The sequence below is a fragment of the Halosimplex aquaticum genome (assembly GCF_028747785.1).
GTDB lineage: Archaea > Halobacteriota > Halobacteria > Halobacteriales > Haloarculaceae > Halosimplex > Halosimplex aquaticum.
This window is the reverse complement of record NZ_CP118158.1, coordinates 2,335,843-2,354,031: the sequence shown is the minus strand read 5'-3', so window position 1 is coordinate 2,354,031 and position 18,189 is coordinate 2,335,843. Positions and strand designations below refer to the sequence as shown.

At 58.9% G+C, this 18,189-nt stretch carries 18 protein-coding genes, 1 tRNA gene and 3 pseudogenes; 14 read left to right on the top strand and 8 right to left on the bottom strand.

Features of this window, described 5'->3' with window-relative positions:
* The first annotated feature begins 54 nt into the window (after positions 1 to 54).
* Both PSC72_RS11930 and PSC72_RS11925 read left to right on the top strand, forming a co-directional pair.
* Positions 55 to 696 (top strand): hypothetical protein, encoded by a 642-nt coding sequence (locus PSC72_RS11930; RefSeq protein ID WP_274326094.1) that lies wholly within the window; start codon positions 55 to 57, stop codon positions 694 to 696.
* Complete coding sequence (locus tag PSC72_RS11925; protein WP_274326093.1) at positions 693 to 989, top strand: hypothetical protein; 297 nt, start codon at positions 693 to 695, stop codon at positions 987 to 989. The genes PSC72_RS11930 and PSC72_RS11925 overlap by 4 nt, the downstream gene beginning before the upstream one ends.
* A gap of 1,137 nt (positions 990 to 2,126) precedes the next feature.
* Here PSC72_RS11925 and PSC72_RS11920 read toward each other — a convergent pair.
* Both PSC72_RS11920 and PSC72_RS11915 read right to left on the bottom strand, forming a co-directional pair.
* Positions 2,127 to 3,167 (bottom strand): annotated as a pseudogene (locus tag PSC72_RS11920) (ABC transporter transmembrane domain-containing protein); the annotation flags it as partial.
* 101 nt (positions 3,168 to 3,268) lie between these two features.
* Positions 3,269 to 3,784, bottom strand: a complete 516-nt coding sequence (locus PSC72_RS11915; protein WP_274326092.1) for a DUF192 domain-containing protein — start codon at positions 3,782 to 3,784, stop codon at positions 3,269 to 3,271.
* Between the two features lie 89 nt (positions 3,785 to 3,873).
* On the opposite strand from PSC72_RS11915, the gene PSC72_RS11910 reads away from it, so the two are divergent.
* The 10 genes and pseudogenes from PSC72_RS11910 (at position 3,874) to PSC72_RS11865 (ending at position 11,211) form a co-directional block, all read left to right on the top strand.
* A tRNA-Val gene (locus PSC72_RS11910) sits at positions 3,874 to 3,947 on the top strand.
* 193 nt (positions 3,948 to 4,140) lie between these two features.
* The gene (locus PSC72_RS11905; protein ID WP_274326091.1) at positions 4,141 to 4,377 is read left to right on the top strand and encodes a hypothetical protein; all 237 of its coding nucleotides are present in this window, start codon (positions 4,141 to 4,143) and stop codon (positions 4,375 to 4,377) included.
* Positions 4,374 to 4,574, top strand: coding sequence for a sigma factor-like helix-turn-helix DNA-binding protein (locus tag PSC72_RS11900; protein WP_274326090.1), 201 nt, complete (start codon positions 4,374 to 4,376; stop codon positions 4,572 to 4,574). Before PSC72_RS11905 ends, PSC72_RS11900 begins: the two co-directional genes overlap by 4 nt.
* Entirely contained in the window at positions 4,571 to 5,440 is an 870-nt protein-coding gene (locus PSC72_RS11895; protein WP_274326089.1) for a deazapurine DNA modification protein DpdA family protein, read from the top strand. The genes PSC72_RS11900 and PSC72_RS11895 overlap by 4 nt, the downstream gene beginning before the upstream one ends.
* The gene (locus PSC72_RS11890; RefSeq protein ID WP_274326088.1) at positions 5,437 to 5,580 is read left to right on the top strand and encodes a hypothetical protein; all 144 of its coding nucleotides are present in this window, start codon (positions 5,437 to 5,439) and stop codon (positions 5,578 to 5,580) included. Before PSC72_RS11895 ends, PSC72_RS11890 begins: the two co-directional genes overlap by 4 nt.
* A 2-nt stretch (positions 5,581 to 5,582) precedes the next feature.
* The gene (locus PSC72_RS11885) at positions 5,583 to 7,223 is read left to right on the top strand and encodes a DUF7845 domain-containing protein (RefSeq protein WP_274326087.1); all 1,641 of its coding nucleotides are present in this window, start codon (positions 5,583 to 5,585) and stop codon (positions 7,221 to 7,223) included.
* A 524-nt stretch (positions 7,224 to 7,747) separates the two neighbouring features.
* A complete protein-coding gene (locus PSC72_RS11880) occupies positions 7,748 to 8,173 on the top strand; it encodes a hypothetical protein (protein ID WP_274326086.1) in 426 nt (141 codons plus the stop codon).
* Between the two features lie 551 nt (positions 8,174 to 8,724).
* Entirely contained in the window at positions 8,725 to 8,973 is a 249-nt protein-coding gene (locus PSC72_RS11875; protein WP_274326085.1) for a hypothetical protein, read from the top strand.
* 418 nt (positions 8,974 to 9,391) lie between these two features.
* A complete protein-coding gene (locus PSC72_RS11870) occupies positions 9,392 to 9,979 on the top strand; it encodes a hypothetical protein (RefSeq protein WP_274326084.1) in 588 nt (195 codons plus the stop codon).
* Positions 9,980 to 10,214: 235 nt separating this feature from the next.
* A pseudogene (locus tag PSC72_RS11865) lies at positions 10,215 to 11,211 on the top strand (transposase).
* Positions 11,212 to 11,268: 57 nt separating this feature from the next.
* Here PSC72_RS11865 and PSC72_RS11860 read toward each other — a convergent pair.
* Positions 11,269 to 11,547, bottom strand: coding sequence for a hypothetical protein (locus PSC72_RS11860; protein WP_224338373.1), 279 nt, complete (start codon positions 11,545 to 11,547; stop codon positions 11,269 to 11,271).
* 182 nt (positions 11,548 to 11,729) lie between these two features.
* On the opposite strand from PSC72_RS11860, the gene PSC72_RS11855 reads away from it, so the two are divergent.
* Positions 11,730 to 12,605 carry a hypothetical protein gene (locus PSC72_RS11855; protein ID WP_274326083.1) on the top strand — a complete coding sequence of 292 codons (876 nt, stop codon included), beginning with the start codon at positions 11,730 to 11,732 and terminating at the stop codon, positions 12,603 to 12,605.
* A gap of 157 nt (positions 12,606 to 12,762) precedes the next feature.
* On the opposite strand, the gene PSC72_RS11850 is transcribed toward PSC72_RS11855, so the two are convergent.
* The 5 genes and pseudogenes from PSC72_RS11850 to PSC72_RS11830 form a co-directional block, all read right to left on the bottom strand.
* A complete protein-coding gene (locus PSC72_RS11850) occupies positions 12,763 to 13,989 on the bottom strand; it encodes a phage integrase SAM-like domain-containing protein (RefSeq protein WP_274326082.1) in 1,227 nt (408 codons plus the stop codon).
* The gene (locus tag PSC72_RS11845; protein WP_274326081.1) at positions 13,986 to 14,444 is read right to left on the bottom strand and encodes a hypothetical protein; all 459 of its coding nucleotides are present in this window, start codon (positions 14,442 to 14,444) and stop codon (positions 13,986 to 13,988) included. The genes PSC72_RS11850 and PSC72_RS11845 overlap by 4 nt, the downstream gene beginning before the upstream one ends.
* A 3-nt stretch (positions 14,445 to 14,447) precedes the next feature.
* Positions 14,448 to 15,029, bottom strand: a complete 582-nt coding sequence (locus PSC72_RS11840; RefSeq protein WP_328518191.1) for a DUF7342 family protein — start codon at positions 15,027 to 15,029, stop codon at positions 14,448 to 14,450.
* A 505-nt stretch (positions 15,030 to 15,534) separates the two neighbouring features.
* Complete coding sequence (locus PSC72_RS11835) at positions 15,535 to 17,148, bottom strand: transposase (RefSeq protein WP_274326079.1); 1,614 nt, start codon at positions 17,146 to 17,148, stop codon at positions 15,535 to 15,537.
* A gap of 112 nt (positions 17,149 to 17,260) precedes the next feature.
* A pseudogene (locus tag PSC72_RS11830) lies at positions 17,261 to 17,482 on the bottom strand (low molecular weight phosphatase family protein); the annotation flags it as partial.
* 53 nt (positions 17,483 to 17,535) lie between these two features.
* Between PSC72_RS11830 and PSC72_RS11825 the strand changes: the two are divergent.
* The gene (locus PSC72_RS11825; protein ID WP_274326078.1) at positions 17,536 to 18,111 is read left to right on the top strand and encodes a plastocyanin/azurin family copper-binding protein; all 576 of its coding nucleotides are present in this window, start codon (positions 17,536 to 17,538) and stop codon (positions 18,109 to 18,111) included.
* Positions 18,112 to 18,189 lie beyond the last annotated feature (78 nt).

The window sequence follows — 18,189 nt, the reverse complement described above, 5'->3', positions numbered from 1 at the left end:
TTTCGGTCGGGGTGGTAGTCGTTCCCCGCTTGGTCCACGTGACGGACTTCTTATATGACGACCACCACCCAACAGCGGTACGATTGGAAGGATGAACAGGAAATCAAACAACAAGAGTTCGCAGACGGCTACCACGTGGAGCGGGACCGACGGACTCCCGAACGCGACGGGTCCGACGACGCCCTCACCCACGACCAGAACGAGGGAAACCCGAACGCCACCACGCTTTACGGGGGTCGCCACGCGGACGGCTACGACCCGAACGAGCGACTCCCCGACTGTGAGCGGTGGGCGACCAAGGGGGACAAGTTCGCCACCCTGTGGGCGCGGAACGCGGGGGTGGATTCCCACCGCGCGCCACGCCGCAGTCGGGCGGACTGTAACAAGGCCGACGAACTGACCAAAGACCGCCAGCGGTTCGTTCAGTCCGTCGCCAACACGCTACAGTTGGGGGAGAGCGCGACGGAGCGGGCCAAGGAACTGGCGACCCTCCCGACCCCCAAGACCCTGAATTTCATCGGGGGTATGGATACGTGGATTCTTGCGGTCGCCCTCCACGCCGCCAACGAACAGCGGTGTATCCTCCGCGTGGACCGTGACGCCCTCACGGACCTTCGAGCGGACTGGGGTGTGTCCACGGACCAACTGGCGACCGCCACGGAGAAGGTGGCTACCAAGGTGGGTGAGGGGGCGTGACCTACGTCGAGCAGTACGACGTGAGGATTCCCGACGACGACGTGGCGCGTCGTATGGTCCGCTTGGAGAAGCCCCACCGCGACGAACAGGTATTGAAATATCTACACTTCGAGTTAGGTTTGTCCTCTGGCGACATCGGGCGACTGTTCGGTGTGAGACGCCAGACGATTCAGAAAGTGGTCCGCGAGTTCGACTGGGAATTTCACCGACGGCGTGGGGGCGACTACGCCGTGGGGGAGGAACAGCGGACGCTTGGCGAGTTCGAGCGGACCACGCTTGAGGACCTGATTTAGCCGCGATAGCGACCCTCTCTTTTTCGACGTATCAAAAACGGTGTAGCAGTGGCTCAGTCGGTTGAAATCGTACAAAAACGAAAATGGGAAAAGGTCGTGGCGGGCCACCACCCAAGTGACCAAACCGTAGACATAGGCGTCCCGACAAGGACGATTCCGACAACGACAGCAACGGTGGACGACACCACCGATTGAGGCGGTCATCAAGTCCCCTCTCGCGCCTCGCCCTTACCTATGCCGAGCGGACAGAGACGGCCTGAGACGGCGGTTTTCAAATATAGGGGGCGTCCGCAGTCGCCACCGAACTGAGCGGGTCGCTCGCCACACGAACGGACCCCCGTGTGAGGGCGAAAACGGATTCGGGCGGTACAAGCGTTCTGAGTCCGCTCGGAATAGTATTAGGTAGGCCCGTGAGGGGGAAGGGCGTGGAGTAGTAAAGGCGGTGGCGGAGCGGTCCACCGCCGTGGAGTGAGCGCGGGGATTTTGCTGGCGGTCGAGATACCTCCGTGAACTGATATGTTTGCCGTGGTCGGTCGTTTATATGGCATAAACACACCAAACCCGTGAGCCGTCGCGCCGTCCCGTGGTTTCATCCAACGACGGAGGGCGGGTCACGTTCGTGGCGGGGATACCTCGGTTATCTGATACGACCCACGACTCACGTGGGTGGAGCGGGCGACCGACGTGGAATCCACGCCAGAACGGTGGCGATTCGAGGACGAACGTGGAGCGGACGCGGGATTGTTGGCGGGGCGGGCGCGGTGGCGGTGGGCGGTCGGTCCTCCCGACGGGCGGAGCGGTGGCGGTCGCCGTCGCTCGAAGGGCGTGGAGTAGGGTTCTCCCCGCTCGAAGGGTGGGGTTCGGGCGCGGGAAATCGGGTTCTCACTGAAAAAACAGAAAATGAGGCTCAAAGACGGGTGTGGGGTCGCCCATATATGCGTCGTGGTTATTTTCATTCACGTGGCGGGCGCTCACCCACCCCTTACACTACGCGAGTAGGGACCCGATTCGTGTGTAATCTTGACGGGAGGGATGGAATCGGTCGCCGTCTGGCGGTTTCGAGGCGTTCAAGAAAAGTGTAGATTCGTAGATGTATCAGAACGCCAGAGACATTTCGGGGGTTCGGGGGCGAAACCCCGCCGTTCCGTGTGTACGACTGTGACCACACTTCTTTCCGAACTGCGCCATCGGCCAGATGAACCGCTGGGTCAGCAGGATGAACAGGACGAACTCGCCCGCCTGGAGGTCGCCGGAGAGCGGTCCGAGCGGCTGGTCGATCACCCAGAGCCCGCCGATGACGAACGTGACGACGAACCCGATCCCCGACAGCAGGCGCAGCCCGGGGAAGAACTTGATCCGCGTGTCGATGGCGTCCCAGTTGGCGTCGAAGTAGTCCTCGCTCACGTCGTCGACGCGGTCGGACTCGAAGCTCTCCGTGTTGGCCGCCTTGATCACCTGGATGCCCCCGAGGTTGTTCTCCAGCCGGGAGTTGAGCTGTCCGACCGACGAGCGGACCTCGGCGTACTTCGGCTGGATGACGTCGATGAACTTCTTCGTGAAGAGCGCGATCAGCGGGACGACGCCCAGCGCGACCAGCGCCAACTGCCAGTTGGTGTTGAGCAGGATGACCGCGATCGCGACCACCATGATCGAGAGGCGGAAGAAGGAGTTCATCCCGTCGTTGAGGAACCGTTCGAGCCGGTTGACGTCGTTCGAGAGGATCGACATCAGCTCGCCGGTCTGCTTGTCGGCGAAGAACTCCATGTTCAGCCGCTGCATCTTGTCGTACGTGTCGGTCCGGACGTCGTGCTGGATGTTCTGGGCGAAGGAGTTCCACCCCCAGTTGCGCGTCCAGTGGAACGCCGCGCCGACGAGGAACGCCGCCGCGATGATCCCGACAGTCAGCCACAACTGCGCCCCCCGATCCGACGGGAGCCACGCGTCCGGAACGAGCCACAGACTGTACGATTTGTTCTGGAGAAAGATCGCGTCGACGGCGACGCTCAAGAGTAACGGAGGGACCAGGTCCAGGACCCGTGCGCCGATACTGCTGACGAACCCGACCACGAACTGGAACGCGTTCTCGCGACCGTATTCGGCGAACAGGCGACGCATCGGGTCGTCCACGCGCTCGCGGACGTCCTCGAAGACCTCCTCCTCGTCGAGGTCTACACTCATCGAGTACGCTCAGGGTATCGACCCGCAAAAGAGCGTCGAAGCCCTGCGAATCGTTCCCGTACCGAAACCGGCCGCTCGCTCGTGGAGCGCCCCGATTCGGATCAATCGCTGGCGTTGTGTGCCGCGGACGGAACCGCGATCCGGTCGCCCGCATCGACGCCCGTCTCGTTCGCCCACCCGCGCGGAACTTCCAGCACCCACTTGGCGCGGCCGCTGTAGGTCTTCTCGGGACTGCCCTCGGGGACGCCCGCGTGATGGACCGCAGTCACCCGCTCGTCGGCACTGACGAAGACGATGTCCAGCGGGAACGCCATATCGCGCATGACGTACCCGTAGTTGTCCGCCTCCGGATGGACGAACAGCATCCCCTCCCCCATCGCGAGGTCCGAGGTGTTGCTGAGTCCGAGCCACCGCTTCGGCCGCGTGTCGGCGACGCGCACAGCGACCGTCGCGAGTTCCGTCCCGTTCTCGTCATATGCGGTGACGGTCACCCGCTCGTAGCTGTCGGGGTCCGGCGGGTTGATCTGGTAGATCAGTCCCGACTGGCTGGCGTAGACGCCCCCGAGGAAGAAGAGGAGAAAGACCGCGAACCCCCAGACGATGCGGCTGTCGACCATGTGGTCCGCCAGGAGCGGGGCCGGCGTAAGCGTACGGGTTCGACCGAGAGAGAAAGGGTTATTCCGAGGCGGTGGAAACTTTCGTGCGAGGGTTCGTGGTCTAGTTGGTTATGACGCGGCCTTTACAAGGCCGAGATCGGTGGTTCAAATCCGCCCGAACCCATCCAATATATAAGGAAAGCGGGCAATTCTGCCGCCTTCCTTACCCCGGTTCTAACCCCGATAGCGTGCCGTGAATCCGGGTTCACTCTCCACTATCGGACTGGCACCGATAGCGGGAATTGTCTATATTCGATCATAGCCACAGAGGGTAGGATCTCGGGCTGGTTCTCACTCGGCTCTGGGGGGTGGTTGGCGTGAGCCGTTCCCACCCCGACGCGGACGGCAGGGACGTTCCGGAGACTGCCGTGCGGAACCGCTCGCAGTACGCAGACACCCTTCATCGCCCGGACCCGGACGCCGACGAACCGGAACCGGCGTGCGTCGAGGCAGACTACCGCGGGGACGCAGACTTCACGGACGTTCCTGTCGCGGCGTATCCGCACTACAAGCTCTGTGAGAATCCGGAGTGCTTCGGGAGTGAGTGGTGGTGAGGTACCAGTCGTCTCTCTTCGAGTACGAAGAGGATCTGTCGGCGCTTTCGGAAGCCGAGCGAGAAGTGTACGAGGCGGTCGAGCAGGACGGCTACGGGATGCGGGAGTACGCCCGCAAGACCGGTCGGTCGGCTGGCACCGTCGGAAACCTACTCCGCCGCGCTCGCCGCCGCTTGGATGGGGGTGAAGGGTCGTGACCGATGACCGAGATCGGGCGACGACCCAGCAAGAGTTCTGGGCCGGCGCGGCCAGCGGGTCATCGCGGAAGATGCTGGCGCGTGCCCAGCGCTGGCTGGAGGGCCCGCGGCCGTCGCGGATCATGGTCAACTATCAGACCATGCTGAACGGTCGAGACTCCCGCTGGCGGGATTACGACCTGTTCATTGATCCCGGCGCCTACTCGATGTTCGCCCCACCGAAGCATGGTGGACAAGGGCTAGCCGAATATCCCGAATCGACGGAATTGTATCTCCAAGCCATCGGGACGCTCCAGCCCGCGAAGTACGCGTGGCGCGATTACGTCTGCGAGGACGACGTGCGGGAGTTCCACGGCTGGAGCGTCAAGGAGCAGCAACAGCGGACGTTAGAAGCGCATATCGAGTGTGCAGAGCTTCACGACATCCTCGATATCAGCGCTGAGCCGGTTGCGGTGGTCCAGGGTTGGGAGCCGGAAGACTACCAACGGCACGCTCAGCAACTCCGCGATCACGATCTGGTGACCGACCGGGTTGGTATCGGGACGATGTGCGGCCGCGACGACGTGGAGGTTTGCGAGGAAATCGTCGCTGCCGTTCGGGAGGTTCTCCCCAACGTAGATCTGCACGCGTTCGGGCTGGACAAGCGGTGCTATGACAGCGAGTTCATCATCGGCGAGATCGCCTCGACGGACTCGCTGGCGTACTGCTACCGCTATCAGCGCCCTGCCGGGTGGACCCGCTGGGAGTACATCTTCAAGCTCTACCTGGACCACCGTGCCGCGTGGGACGACGCGGTTGGTGGAACGGAGTACCAGTCTCATGAGAACCGCGATCGCGTCCAGTCCTCACTGGAGGGATTCGCGTGATCGAGTTCGTCCGTGCATCTCGCCTCTACGACGTGGAAACAGGCGAGCGCGTCCGCTGGGACTGGGGCGGGAATCAGCCAGTCGCAGAAAGCGAGGCGCGAGTCCAGCGCGCCGTCGCCGAAGCCGAACAGGAGGGGTAAGCGTGCGAGCCATCGAACCTGGGTGGCACGAGTACGCGGCGAATCTCCTGTTCGCCGAAGACGGCTTAGCGCCGTACTTCGCGGCGGATTCGCAAGTCAAAGCGGGCGGAGGCAGTCAGCAAGCCCGCTTCGATGTTGCCGGCGAATCATGGAACGTGAAGCTGTATTATCAAGATTCGGGTATCGTCCACCCCGGCCCATCTACGCCCACAGGGACGGACTTCCGGTTGGACGAGATCCGCGAGTTCCGGCTGCACGTCGCCCGCGTCTCCGATGAGGACCCGGTCGGGGAGCAGAGCTTTAACGCGCACCTGGCACCGCGCTGGCAGGGGATGCAAGTCGAGAGTGATGACGGGCAACGCTTCGAGATGGACATTCCCGACGAGATGGACGAAGGGATCAACGTTCGCATCCAGGGGAGCAACATCAACGCGCTCCGCTACTCGACGTTGCTCAAGCGGGCCGCGGAGGCGGTCGGTATCTCGATGGGGTACTTCGAGAACCCGATGGAGTTCTCGAATACTCAAGACGCCGAGCGGTACGTCCGGGTCCACAAGGACGAGAGCGGACCGGTCCACGCCCGCGACGGCCCGATCGCGACGATGGGGCACCTACTCGAAGACGACCGAACGGGCTACCGGAAGGTGGTTCAGAACGACGACGACGAGCATGGACGGAACTTGCCGGGCTATTACCACACGGTTACTCTCGGGCCTGAGCGAGTCCGTGAGGCGTTCCCCAGCCACGAGTTACCCGTGGAGGTGAAGCACTACTATTCCCGCGAGGCGCTTGCGAGGGACCCGGACGACCCGCTGGCGCATCCGAAGGTGGGTGTCTCCTATCAGGTGAGTCGCTGGGATGACACCCTCGGCGCTGATCAGGAAGCGCTGGCACAGCTCGAACGCGAGTTGGACCGGGTACTCCACGCGGTACTCATCGATGCCGGCCTGGACGTAGCCCCGGAACATGGGAGCGGCCCGTTCGTCGAGGATGCCTACTTCGGCGCGAAGGTGACCGACGGCTTCGAGGAGCCGCCGACGCTGGACATGGCGCACATCCACCACGAACAGGAGTCGGTAGTTCTCAAGCACGTCAAAGACGGCCTCTCGCCCGTAGAGTGGGAATCACTCGAAGTCTTGGTCACCGACGGCGGTGAAGTCGCTCCGGCGGACATAGCGGAAGAGAAGGGCCGCCACGTCGATAGCGTCCGGGAGGCACTCCGGCGGATGGACAATCTCGTCCAGCGGGAGTACGGGAGTGTGTCGCTCCGGTCTACTTACGTAGCCGAACTGGTCCACGACGCCGTACAGCGCGCCGAGGAAGCGGTGAGAGATGCGGCGTCAGCGAGCGCGAAGGCACTGGAGGCCGCGGAGCGCGGGCTGGACGAGCGGACGAGCGCGCTGTTGGCGTTCTGCGACCGCTACAACATCGACTATCGAGACAAAGGCGATGCGCGGATGAAAATCCGGTTCGGGGAACTCGACCCGGACGCGGACCCCTCACCGGCGTTCCTGGCGAAGCGAGCGTTCGGTCTGTGGACGGATGCGAAACAGGATGCCGAGCGGTTCCGCTCTGCGGTCGTGAAGTGGTCACGCCCGGACGGCGAGCGGTGTAGAGTCGACGCCTGGAGGCTGCTGGCGTAGCGGTCGCCTGCCCGCGGACTGGGAACGTCCCGGTTCGCGGGTAGTGGCGACACTCTCGATTCATGCTATTTTCCGGGTAATTTCGCCTCTGTTGCGGGTTTCACCCCACGGTGAGGTAGGAGATCGAGGACGTCGAGCCGGGCGCGATGGGCTGTGGGCGATGGGCTGAAGCCACCGCCCGAGCGGAAACGCGACCGCCCCGGTCGCGTTTCCACTTAGGGGTGTGGCTAAGGCCACATCATCAAAATACACAGCACCGCATCTCAGAGCGTCAAGTCGAAACCTGCCCTCTTGTAGGGTGCACAAAGTATTGAGGGTGGGTAATTGCCTGATTCTGGTCCGACAGATGGATTTAGATGAAAACCCAACGTTTTTGAATGATTATGTACTGAACAGTCTTCTTTTCCTCCATATATATCTCAATCCTTGCAGTTGCCGGGGAAGTTTCCAAGGAATCCACAGAGAACTGCCCATACGGCGGTATCCCGATGTCGAATGGAAGCCGCCGCACGGAGGAAACATCCATGGAAGACAGCGAAAAAGAATCACAGCCGACTCGTCGATCAGTGTTACAAAGAGCGGGCGGTGCTGTAGGTGCGAGTCTTGGGATAGCAGCCTCAAGTGGGGCGGTTAGTGCAACCGGTGACGACGACGTCTTAAAAGATTGCCCTAAATGCGACGAGGAGAAAGGTGGGCCGACCAGATACAAGATCGCGCATCGGCCACCGGGGAATCCAGACAAATGTATCGAGCTCTGTCTACCGAAGCCTGCCGCGAAGAGTCATTTGAAAAACCACCCTGATGATACCTGTGGGCCGTGCAAGAAGAAAAAGAAGCGCAAGAAGAAGGGCAAGAAGAAGAAAAAGAAGCGCAAGAAGAAGGGCAAGAAGAAGAAAAAGAAGCGCAAGAAGAAGGGCAAGAAGAAGAAAGATGAGGAGAAGGAGGATTAACAAGTCGTGTTCATTCCAAGGAACGGATACTTCAGGACGTAGAAATCCCTGCCGAGAATCAAAATTCAAGACCGGAACGGGGATATCCGTCTTTTTTCAAAACGCGCTGTCCTACAGGAACGAGGGGAGCAGTTGACGAATACGTTCACACGTACTCAGCGGCCTGTACCCGCTCGTCGCGCGTCTTATATATAGACTCGGCCGGCCGCTCTCACAACGCGGCCCATGGCGTGCGTCGCTCGCCATCGAGGCGAGCGGGCGCGATGGGCTGTATAGTATAGGGGGTGGGTTTCGGTTTCCACTTTACAACCCGTCGCAGTCGGGCGGTTTGGGTGGACGCGCTGTAAAGCAATCTAGCACCCATGTGAGTGAACCGAAGGAAATAGCACTCAATTTTCCCGAATCTATGGCTCTGTCGTGTGAAATACTGGGTTTCACTGTCGGGAAATCTGCGTGAATAGAGTGCAGTAGAATTGAGTATTGCTCAGTAAGGGAACGCAGGTATCACACCGACCAACAGAGACAAACAGTAAGAGAGCGGTTAAATTAATATGGGTGATTCTGACGATTTGCCGGGTTCTGACTCTGATTTAGCAATTGAGCATGGCGAAACGTATGACCATTCAGAACATGGCCAAGTCAAAGTCACGGGCATTTGGAAGGGGGTTGAGCAAGTAGACAAGGCTCACCACGCTAACGAGAAGGACACGTTCATCGTCCGCTATTCTGCTGAAATCAATGGAGAAGAAGTTGATGGACTCACCGATACGTTGGACGAATTCGTAGCTGCTGTAGAATAATTGTCCGTACAAACCCCTCTCTTATCCTTCATTCAGTACCAATCTCGGGCTATGGGTAGAGCGGTTAATTGGCATTCAGACTGAGAAGGAATATTCGAGATCTCTATAATTTCCTGAGCGGACCCATCTCGGTGTGACCCCCTGCGGTCGCACGTCAAGAGAAACGTTCGGCGCGATATGCACACAAGCGAGATCTGGCCGTGTGTATACTCAGGTGAAATCGAGTCTCGATGCGGTCGATTCTGACGCGATGGGCGATGGGCTTTGGGCTTCTTTATACTGGGATGCCGTCTTAGTCACCTGAGTAAGACGGTTTACGCCGGTCGTGTTCACGAGACTGAAGCGCTGAGTTTCACTTTTACTTTCACTCCACACTAGGCTGGCATCTTTTTACCAACCCTCTCTGGTCCCAGATGCGATGTCCACTAACAGGCAAGTCGAATTGAGCGAATCGTGGTCCGGAGATAGAGTGGTGTCGGAAGATTTGCGAAAGCAGATTCAGTCGACCCTTCGCTCCCTACTGTCCACCAGGGACCCGGACGGAGAGGTGGTAGAGATTACCGAAGATCTCCCGTTCGAGGTGACGCAATTCAACATCACCCACTACGTCGACCAGTCTCTCGGGTTCGAACTATTCGTGAACCATTCAGACGATGTGACGTTGGTTACCGACGACGTAGTTGATTGCGTCAACCACGCGGAAGGTCACCCGCTTTCGACACTCGCGGAGCTGAGCGAGGACTATGAAGCTCTAGAGAAAGACCTACTCGAAACGATCGCTGTGATGGTTGACCTCCCAGAGCATCCCGACGAACGCGAACAGTACATCTACGGAGATCTCAATTTCTGCAACACAGCTTGCTACGAGGGGATGCTCATCTTCACATTCATCTACGAGCCTGCGAAATACGTCCGTCAAAGTTACCAAGATGCGGCTTTCCAACTCGGACGAAAGGTGGGTATTCCAGTAGATCCGAATGTAGAAGAACTGGTGGAGGATCCCTAGGATAGTCAAGTTTCTGAACTACTTGGTGGCCTATTTAGGTCATATACTAACGATAGCCCACTCACCCATAACGAGACCAATACGAATAGACTGATCAACAGGCCGACTCTCTGATATCTATTGTTAACTAACTCACCTTCTGAGTACACAGTTTGGACACTCGTTCTCCCACCTTTACTCTCAAATGAGGGTGTCATAGAAAGCCTCACACACGAGGACGCAGGGTGTTGGAACTGTGTCTACGAGCGCCAGCACCCTGCAAGAAGAGGGTTCTATCGACGAGTTCTTCAATGTCGTGGCTACCGAGACGCTCGCGTTGTTCGAGCATCTTGAGTTCGACTTTTTCAGCGAGTTCGACGTGTTCGCCCCCGCTCGCCGGGGGCGAACACGAGACCACCACCCACCAGAACTCTTCCGAGCGTTCCTCCACTGCTACTACAAGGACATCTACGGCATTCGCCCGGTCACACGAGAACTCCAGAACACGGTCGTCTGGCTCAGCTGGCTTCGATCGACCGCCCTCAAGAGACGCGGTCGATCGCTTCCTCACCGACCTCGAACACGTCGTCGACGAAGTCTTCGACCACCTCGTCGAGCAGGCCGCCGCCCGCGGCCTGCTCGACATGACCTACCGAATCGATTCGACGGACGTGCGAGCGATGCCATCCGACCCAGATGCGTCGAAGAACTACGACCCAACCGCTGAGGAGTACTATTACGGCTACGGCTGTACGATCGTCTCAACCGGCGCAAAGATCCCGATTGCAGCCGAGTTCACCGAGAGCAAACAAGCCGCAGAAGAGACGGCGATGCGCGTCACCCGTGACGCGCTCGCCGTCGCCCAGCCGATCTGGATGCTCGGTGACAGCGCCTACGACACGCTCGACTGGCACGACCTCCTGCTGACCGCAGGAGTCGTGCCAATCGCCCCGTACAACCCGCGAAACACCGACGATCCGCTCAATATCAAGTACAGAGTCGAAGACCGCATCGAGAAACACAGTGACGAGATTCAGCTCAAACAGTCGATCCTAGACGAGACGTACAACCGCCGGAGTCAGGTCGAGCGAACGAACGATGCGGTCAAGGACTGCGGCCTCGGGACGCTACGCGCCCGAGGCCGCGTCCACGCCCGAGCGCAGGTGTTCCTTGCGCTCTGCGTTCGACTCGTCGTCGCCGTCACCAACTACGAACGAGGTGACAATCCGGGAAGCACCGTCATCACGGTATGAGATGGATTCTATGACACCCTCTCTAGAAAAGCTAGCGGAACCAATCTTTCTGATCACTCAGCAGGACGGTTGATCAAGTAGGTTTTTGTCAGGTGTTCCGGGTTCAGTCCGTACGTGTTTCTTGGTTTCACCATCAACAGCTACTAGATCAGCTGTATCACCATCATACTCTACATATGCTCGGCCACCATCATTCTCAATGAAGTCATACATTTGCTGGGGAGACGAAGAGCCTGTTTTACCGGATGAAGGGTTCTTCCACCCAATGGTAGTAATACATTCACAGCCATCTAAGTGAGAGTCGTCTTTCGTAACGCAGGTGACTCTAACTGCCATAGATCTACATCAGTCATTATATGGTATAAATCTGGCCAGTGAATTCACGGGCATCGCCTGCTGTTCAGGCTGTTCGCTTCGGCACCTCCAGTGGAGTTTAATGGTAGTTCACCAAATCTTCGATGAGAGTCTCGCTCGTGAACTTGATTAATAAGTACAGATGAGTAGTAATACGCACGCAGATGGGCCACGTCTACTACCACCACCCCGGCGACAAGCAGTTCTCTCTTGACTTCGTCCATCCAGATCCTGACGAAATCGTCTCGCAGATCGTCAGCTACGACGATGATGTCGCGATAAAGCTCCTAGAATACGACCTCGACGAACCATTCTACGTCATCTACACGTCCCGCATCGGCGGTGGACCCGTGAAGGAGATTGACTTTAACCTGAAAGAGTCGCTCTCAGAGATGAGTGCTGACAACAGCACCATCGTCGTTCGTCTCCTCGAGATTTATCGCGCACTTCTCGCTCAGAACGAAGAAGAGGAGGGAGTGCCTGTCGAGGCGTACAAGAATATCGACATCGATGCGCTGCCGGATGTTCTCGATCGGACGTCGTGGGAAGGATCAGCGACAGACGTAGCTGGTCAACTCGCCTCGAACCTGATCCTCAAACACGCGCTTCCGAATGCCAACCATCGAACCGCTGTTGCGCTGATTCAGTTCTACCTCCGGCGCCTGAATCCGGACTTCGCCATGCCGGAAACCTCAGTAGAAACCGACTCAAATTCCTACGACTGGCGAGAATGGGTGAACGAGTACATCAACGAATCGAAGCGGCTGTTGACCGTTCGACGGAAGAACGTCCTCTTTAAGCACCTGTATAGCTTCGGCGCGAGAACACTTGAGCGAAAACACGCAGTCGAAATCGACCTGACTGAATACGAGCTGGATATGTACCCGAGTGAGGCGAAAATCGTCTACGCGGAGAAGCACGAAGATCTCTGGGTAACGTTCGTTGAGGAGGCTGTCAAACGTGCCAGCTATCCGGAGCTAAAAGAGACGCCAGGACTCTCGAAAGCAGAATTCACGGAAAAGATCCGGGATCTTGACTAAGTGGCCTTTTCAGTCTTGGAGCGTAGCGACTGTTCGGCCCGCTTCCTCGGCCTCTTCGCTCCGCGACATATTGTATGTCGCGAGCGCTTCGTCAACCGCTTGGTCAAGACTCATTGATCAACCGAATCTAGGTTCTGCTCCCGTATAAACGCTTGCGTCAATCGATCTGTTCTAGTGCTTCGGTAGCCACGTCACCGAGTTCCCCCGCCTCGATGTGTGAGTACCGTTCCCGGACCATCTCTTCGGAGTTATCGAGATATCGGGCCGCCACCGTGTATCCAAACGCGCGGACAAGCACCTCACCCATCCCACGTCGACCACCGTGAGGGGCGAGATAGTCGTGTTTCGGATGGTCGATGTCGATCTCTGCGGCCTCCGATAGCCGTTGGAGAATCGACCGTGCGCCGTCCGTCGTAATCGACGGCGGCCGAATATCCTCATCGAGCGCCAGCAGTAGGTCGCGAGCGTATTCTTCACGGCGCTCAGTAATTGCCTCTGAGCGTTCCCCTCGTTCGGCTAGCTCATCCTGGACGAGGCCTGCAAGTGTCCGTTGGTCGAACGTCGAAAACACCGGCCAGCGGTCCGTCGGCGGGTCCATCAGCTTGCGGTAGCTCCGCAGCGGCGAGATCACCGGGTCGGGGAGACTCGCGGCGTCCCACTGCTGTTTCTTCCGGTAGACGTCCATACTCCCGTCGTCGAGGGAGAGGTCCTCCCAGCGGACGCCGCGCCGGCGCGGGTCGTTCGGGTCCCGGAGGAGTTCACCGACGCGGACGGCCGTGTACGCGAGGACGAACACGAGAGCGCGGTCACGAGCCGCCTTCAGCGCCGCGTAGCGTGCTCGCTGCTTGTCGAGGGGGTCAGTATCCTCCGGGAGTGTCGTGTACGTCTCGATGGCGTCGCGGGCTCGCTCGTCGACGTGGCGGGTGAGCGCGTGGCGCTGCTCGGACGTCCAGGCCTGCTGGTCGCCGGGCTTGCGGCCGTCGTCCTCCGGCAGCGGCGCCATCGCACTCGCTCGCTGCGCGTAATGGGCTTCGAGATATCCCTCGTTGACGCACCACCCGCACCACGCAGAGATATAGCGGTAATAGGTTTGTACCGTATTCTGCTTGAGTCCTCGATCTCCGCCGAGATGCCGGGCGTACTCCCGGAAAACGCGTTCGTCTAGATCGTCGAAGGTCGGCTCCCGGTCGACGTCGTCGGGGACGATCCCGGTCCAGTCGTCGTCGCCGCGGTCGCCGGCGGCCCACTCGGCGAATCGCTCGAGCTCGCGCCCAGCGTTTCGTCGATAGTTCCCACCATCGCCACCGCGGCCTTTCCCCTTATCCTGGAGGTAGCGATCGAAGGAATTCGTGAGTGACTGATCGGCGCGTTCTCGGGGTGTCATGGTTCCTCGTTCGCGTACTGGTAGGTCGGACGGACGTCCTCGAGGAGCTCTTCGACGATTTCCCAGAGAACCAGGGAAGGGGTCTCGTGTTCGAATGTAATCCCCCAACGGTCCTCCGTATCGGCGACTGAGTACTGGAAATGCGCCCGTCCGAGATCGGGATGGTCCTCATCCTGGTGCCAGCCGGCGTGAAAGCCCGTGTTCGGGTCGGTGTAGTTGATACGGAACCAATCGTGAGGGTCCTGCCGATACCACTTGACGGTCAGTTCCGGCGAATCAGGGCCTGTCGGGGGATCCAGACGGGCCGGATCGAAAATCGCCCGCAGCTGCTTGGCCTCGATATCGTCAGGAACGTACTCGACGGCCGTGATCTGGGGAACACGGTCGAGGACGTCCCGCTTCAATTGGGCGTAGAGGTTCGCGTTCGGATCACCACCTGGATGCGGGACCGACATTCGTTAGCTGCTGGCCTCAGCGGGCTCTGTCGTCGGAGCGAGGAAGTCCCATTCGCGGATGGCGAAGCCAACGATCTGGATACGCCGCTGAAGGTGCTCCCACTCGCGGGCAATCTTACGGCGACGGTCTTCCTCCTCAGCGTCAAGAGACTCGTCAGCGAGCGTCCCGCGAAGCTGGTTCGGTGACTCGACCTCGAATTCATTCTCCCAGTCGCGGATCTCCGCCTTCATATCGGCGAGACGGTCCGTGAGCTCTTCGACAGTGTGTCCGCTGTCTCGAAGCCGCATCGCCTCCTGCATCGCTTGGCGGCGGTAATCAGGGTAATATGTGGTGTGAGTCCCGCTTTCGTCACGGTGGAGGATGCCATCATCGACGAGCCGATCGAGGACGCGTTTGGTCGGCTCGTGTGACCAGCCCGCTTCCGAGGCGATCCAGTTAGCCGTCTGAGGCTCCGAAAGCTGCCGGGCGGTCATCCTCACGCGGTCTTCACCTGTGGTCTGGCGTTCCATCAGGTCCTCGGAGTTCGATTCGTCTTCGGACATACAACACCGTTCGCGCTTTGTCTTAATATAGGTAGAGGTCATTAGTTCTATATCGAATGCGTTTCTTCGCCATCGCCTCGACCTCGGCTGAGGAGAGTCAGAGAAATCTCGAACCCCCTTCTTGGCAGTTCTACCCCGGGGGAAGCGCCGTCGTGAGGCGGTTGCAGCATTCGTGCTTCACCGACGGCGGCGGGGTACTTCAAAGTGGTCGTGATTATTGGCATAATCAGGACCACTTTCTGTATTCGCACCTTCGGGAGAATTCGGGAGTCTAGAGTCTCTTACGGTTGGAATACCGCACTACAGGAATTTGTATATCGTATATCGCTATACAAAATCTCGGGCCTCGCTCTGCCCACAGTTTCGGAGGATGATGAAATTCAACGGCTTATTCAGAAATGAACGCTCGAAAACCACCCCAAATTCAAACTGTATCACTGCCTAACCATGACATTATACTATATTCGTCAGAAGATGTGTTGCCTGACGACCCGTTAGACAGCGTCGCCACTCACACCGATCACGAGCGTTCGAGCCCGGAACCGGATTAATCAGCCGGTATGAGGTCTGCGGACACTAATTCCACGACCTCGCCGGCAGTCAATACAGGCGCATAATCCATCGGCCCGTCGACGGCGGCCTTCAACAGGAAGTCGGTGAGCCGCCAGATGTTGTGTAACAACACCGCGAACACGAAGTAGAACAGCCTCACGCGGTAATCCTTCGAGGAGGTCTTCGCCAAGAAGTCGTTCTTGATGGACTTGTACTCGGTTTCGATCTGCCAGCGGCGGCTGTACCGGTGACAGAACGCCGCTGCTTCTTCGGGCCCGACGTTCAGATTCGTCGCGAACACGGCGGTCCCATCCGTTTTCGTCGACGGCACGTACAGGAACCGCATCGAGTGCGACCCGATATCGACGTCGACCGACGCCCGTTCGACCGCCACCTCCCGACCGTCTGCCTCCATCGTCTCGATAGCGTCTTGCTCAGTGCTCGTGATCCGCTTCGGGATCAGGTAGTTCACGTCCAGGTTCGAGAGCGTCTGGTACACGTCCATCGAGTCAAATTCCCGATCACAGAGCACCGTCTCGATGGGCACATGTTCCTTCGCTCGCCGGACCAGCAGCCGGACGACGCGGTGGATCTGGTTGGACTGGTTATCGTCCCAGGCCGAACTCTCACGGATGGGTTCGATGGCCAGCACCAGCGGGATGTTCTCACCGACGATCGAAAGCGTCGCGAATTTGAACGCCCGCTCGTCCTCTTCCTGTACCCCGCTGACCATCGGCATTTCCTGAACCTCCCCGTAGTAGGGGATGGTCGTGATATCGATAGCCGCTGTTACCGGCCGGCGAAACGAGGCTTCCTCGGCGATGACCGACACCAACCGGTCGCTCGCCTGATCGAACCCCTCGATCAAGTCGTCCGTATCGAACTGTTTGACCGCCCGCAAGTGCGTGTCGCCGTGGGGCCCGTACTCTTCGCCGCGCCGGTATTGGAAACGAGTCGCACCCTGTGGCGCTCCACAACCGACCATCCCCATGAACGTCTGCAACTCGAAAAACTGCGTATCATCGTACGTCGCGTTCTCCGCCCGCCCGGAGTCGAACCCGTCGAACCCGTGATAACGGGCCAACCGTGTCGTCCGCTGGATCTGCTCGTCAGTGAAGCAATCTTCAGATTCGTCCGCATCTCGGTCAGATTTGTCAGAGAACGCACTCGGGTCCCGTTTTGGTGTCACCACCTCGGCTTTGGGCCGCACTTCAGGCACAGACAGGTCGCGATCGTGGATTTCCTTGACGACGTAATGTGCAGCCGTCCTGATGAATTCCCGAGTCATCTCGTCAAAACGGTTGCGCCACGTCCGCGAGAGCACCGACTCGGTGGGAATCTTCTCCAAGCCGAAGACATCAGCGAGTTCGGGATACCGTCCGAGGGCCCGATAGCTCTCGCCGGTGAGTTCGCGGTAGAGAAACAAGCGAACCATTCCCTCAAACGAGCGCGGCCCTGGATGCCACTCGGGATAGCCATCATCGAGGAGATCGAACGGCACGTCAACGGTTCGAAGCGCCGTGCAGAAGGACTGGTCGGTGTCGAGTGCCGCTGTGAGTTCTATTCCGACGAGGTAGGCGTTGGTCAACCAGGGCTTCTGGGACACCATGTGTGCGATCTCGATATCCAATCAAACAAGCAATACAATCTGCGTCCGTCACGAAGTTTCATCGGCAACCCAGTCGGAACCTCCCACCGGTGAGAGCATCGCTTCGGACGATCTACGGGAGTTCTCGGTCGATTTCGTCGAAGAGACCATTCACTCGCGTTCGAACCTCGTCACGAATCTCGCGTACCCGGTCGAGGTCCTGTCCGTCGGGGTCGTCAAGGGCCCAGTCACGGACGTCGACGTCGTCCTCGTCCGCATCCAATTCGAGCGTCGAGCACCCCATTGTCATAACGTAGTCACACGTCAACGCTACGTCAAATGAAGGCGGTGTCCTACGTAGTGGGAATCCGCCTTTACCCCTTATACCGGGGGCTTTGATACATAAGTATGGAGCGTCGACGAATACTCAAGACAGCCGGAATTCTCGCTACAGGTGGCGTAACCAGTCTCGCAGGATGCAGTAGTTCAGGGAACGGAGACGGTGGTGACGGTGAGCCGACCACGACCGAGACGGAGGAGACCGATGGCTCGGGTGGCTCCAATGCAGGTTCGAATACGGTTATGATGGTCACCGAGGGCAGCGAGTATTATTTCGATCCGATCGGCCTGTTCGTCGAATCCGGGGAGACGGTCACGTTCGAAATCCAAAGTGGGAGCCACTCGGCAACAGCCTACAAGAAAGGGACGAGTTCAGCATCGGTAACTCGGATTCCTGAAGGAGCGGAAGCATTCAATAGTGAGATTCTGAGCGAACAGGGTGCGACGTACGAGCATACGTTCGAAACCACGGGAACATACGATTACTTCTGTATTCCACACAAGACTCTGGGGATGGTCGGCCGAATCGTCGTCGGGGAGCCAGGTGGCCCTGCCGAAGGAAGTATGCCGCCGGATGGAGAGGTTCCCGAGAGTCAGACCATCGTCGACCAAGGTAGCGTCTCGTACAGCGAGTTCTCTGGATAGATTAGTAGTCGCAGGCGTGGTCTGGGACACGCCTTATCCGTGAACCCTATGGCCGAAACTGACTGTACTGCAGACATA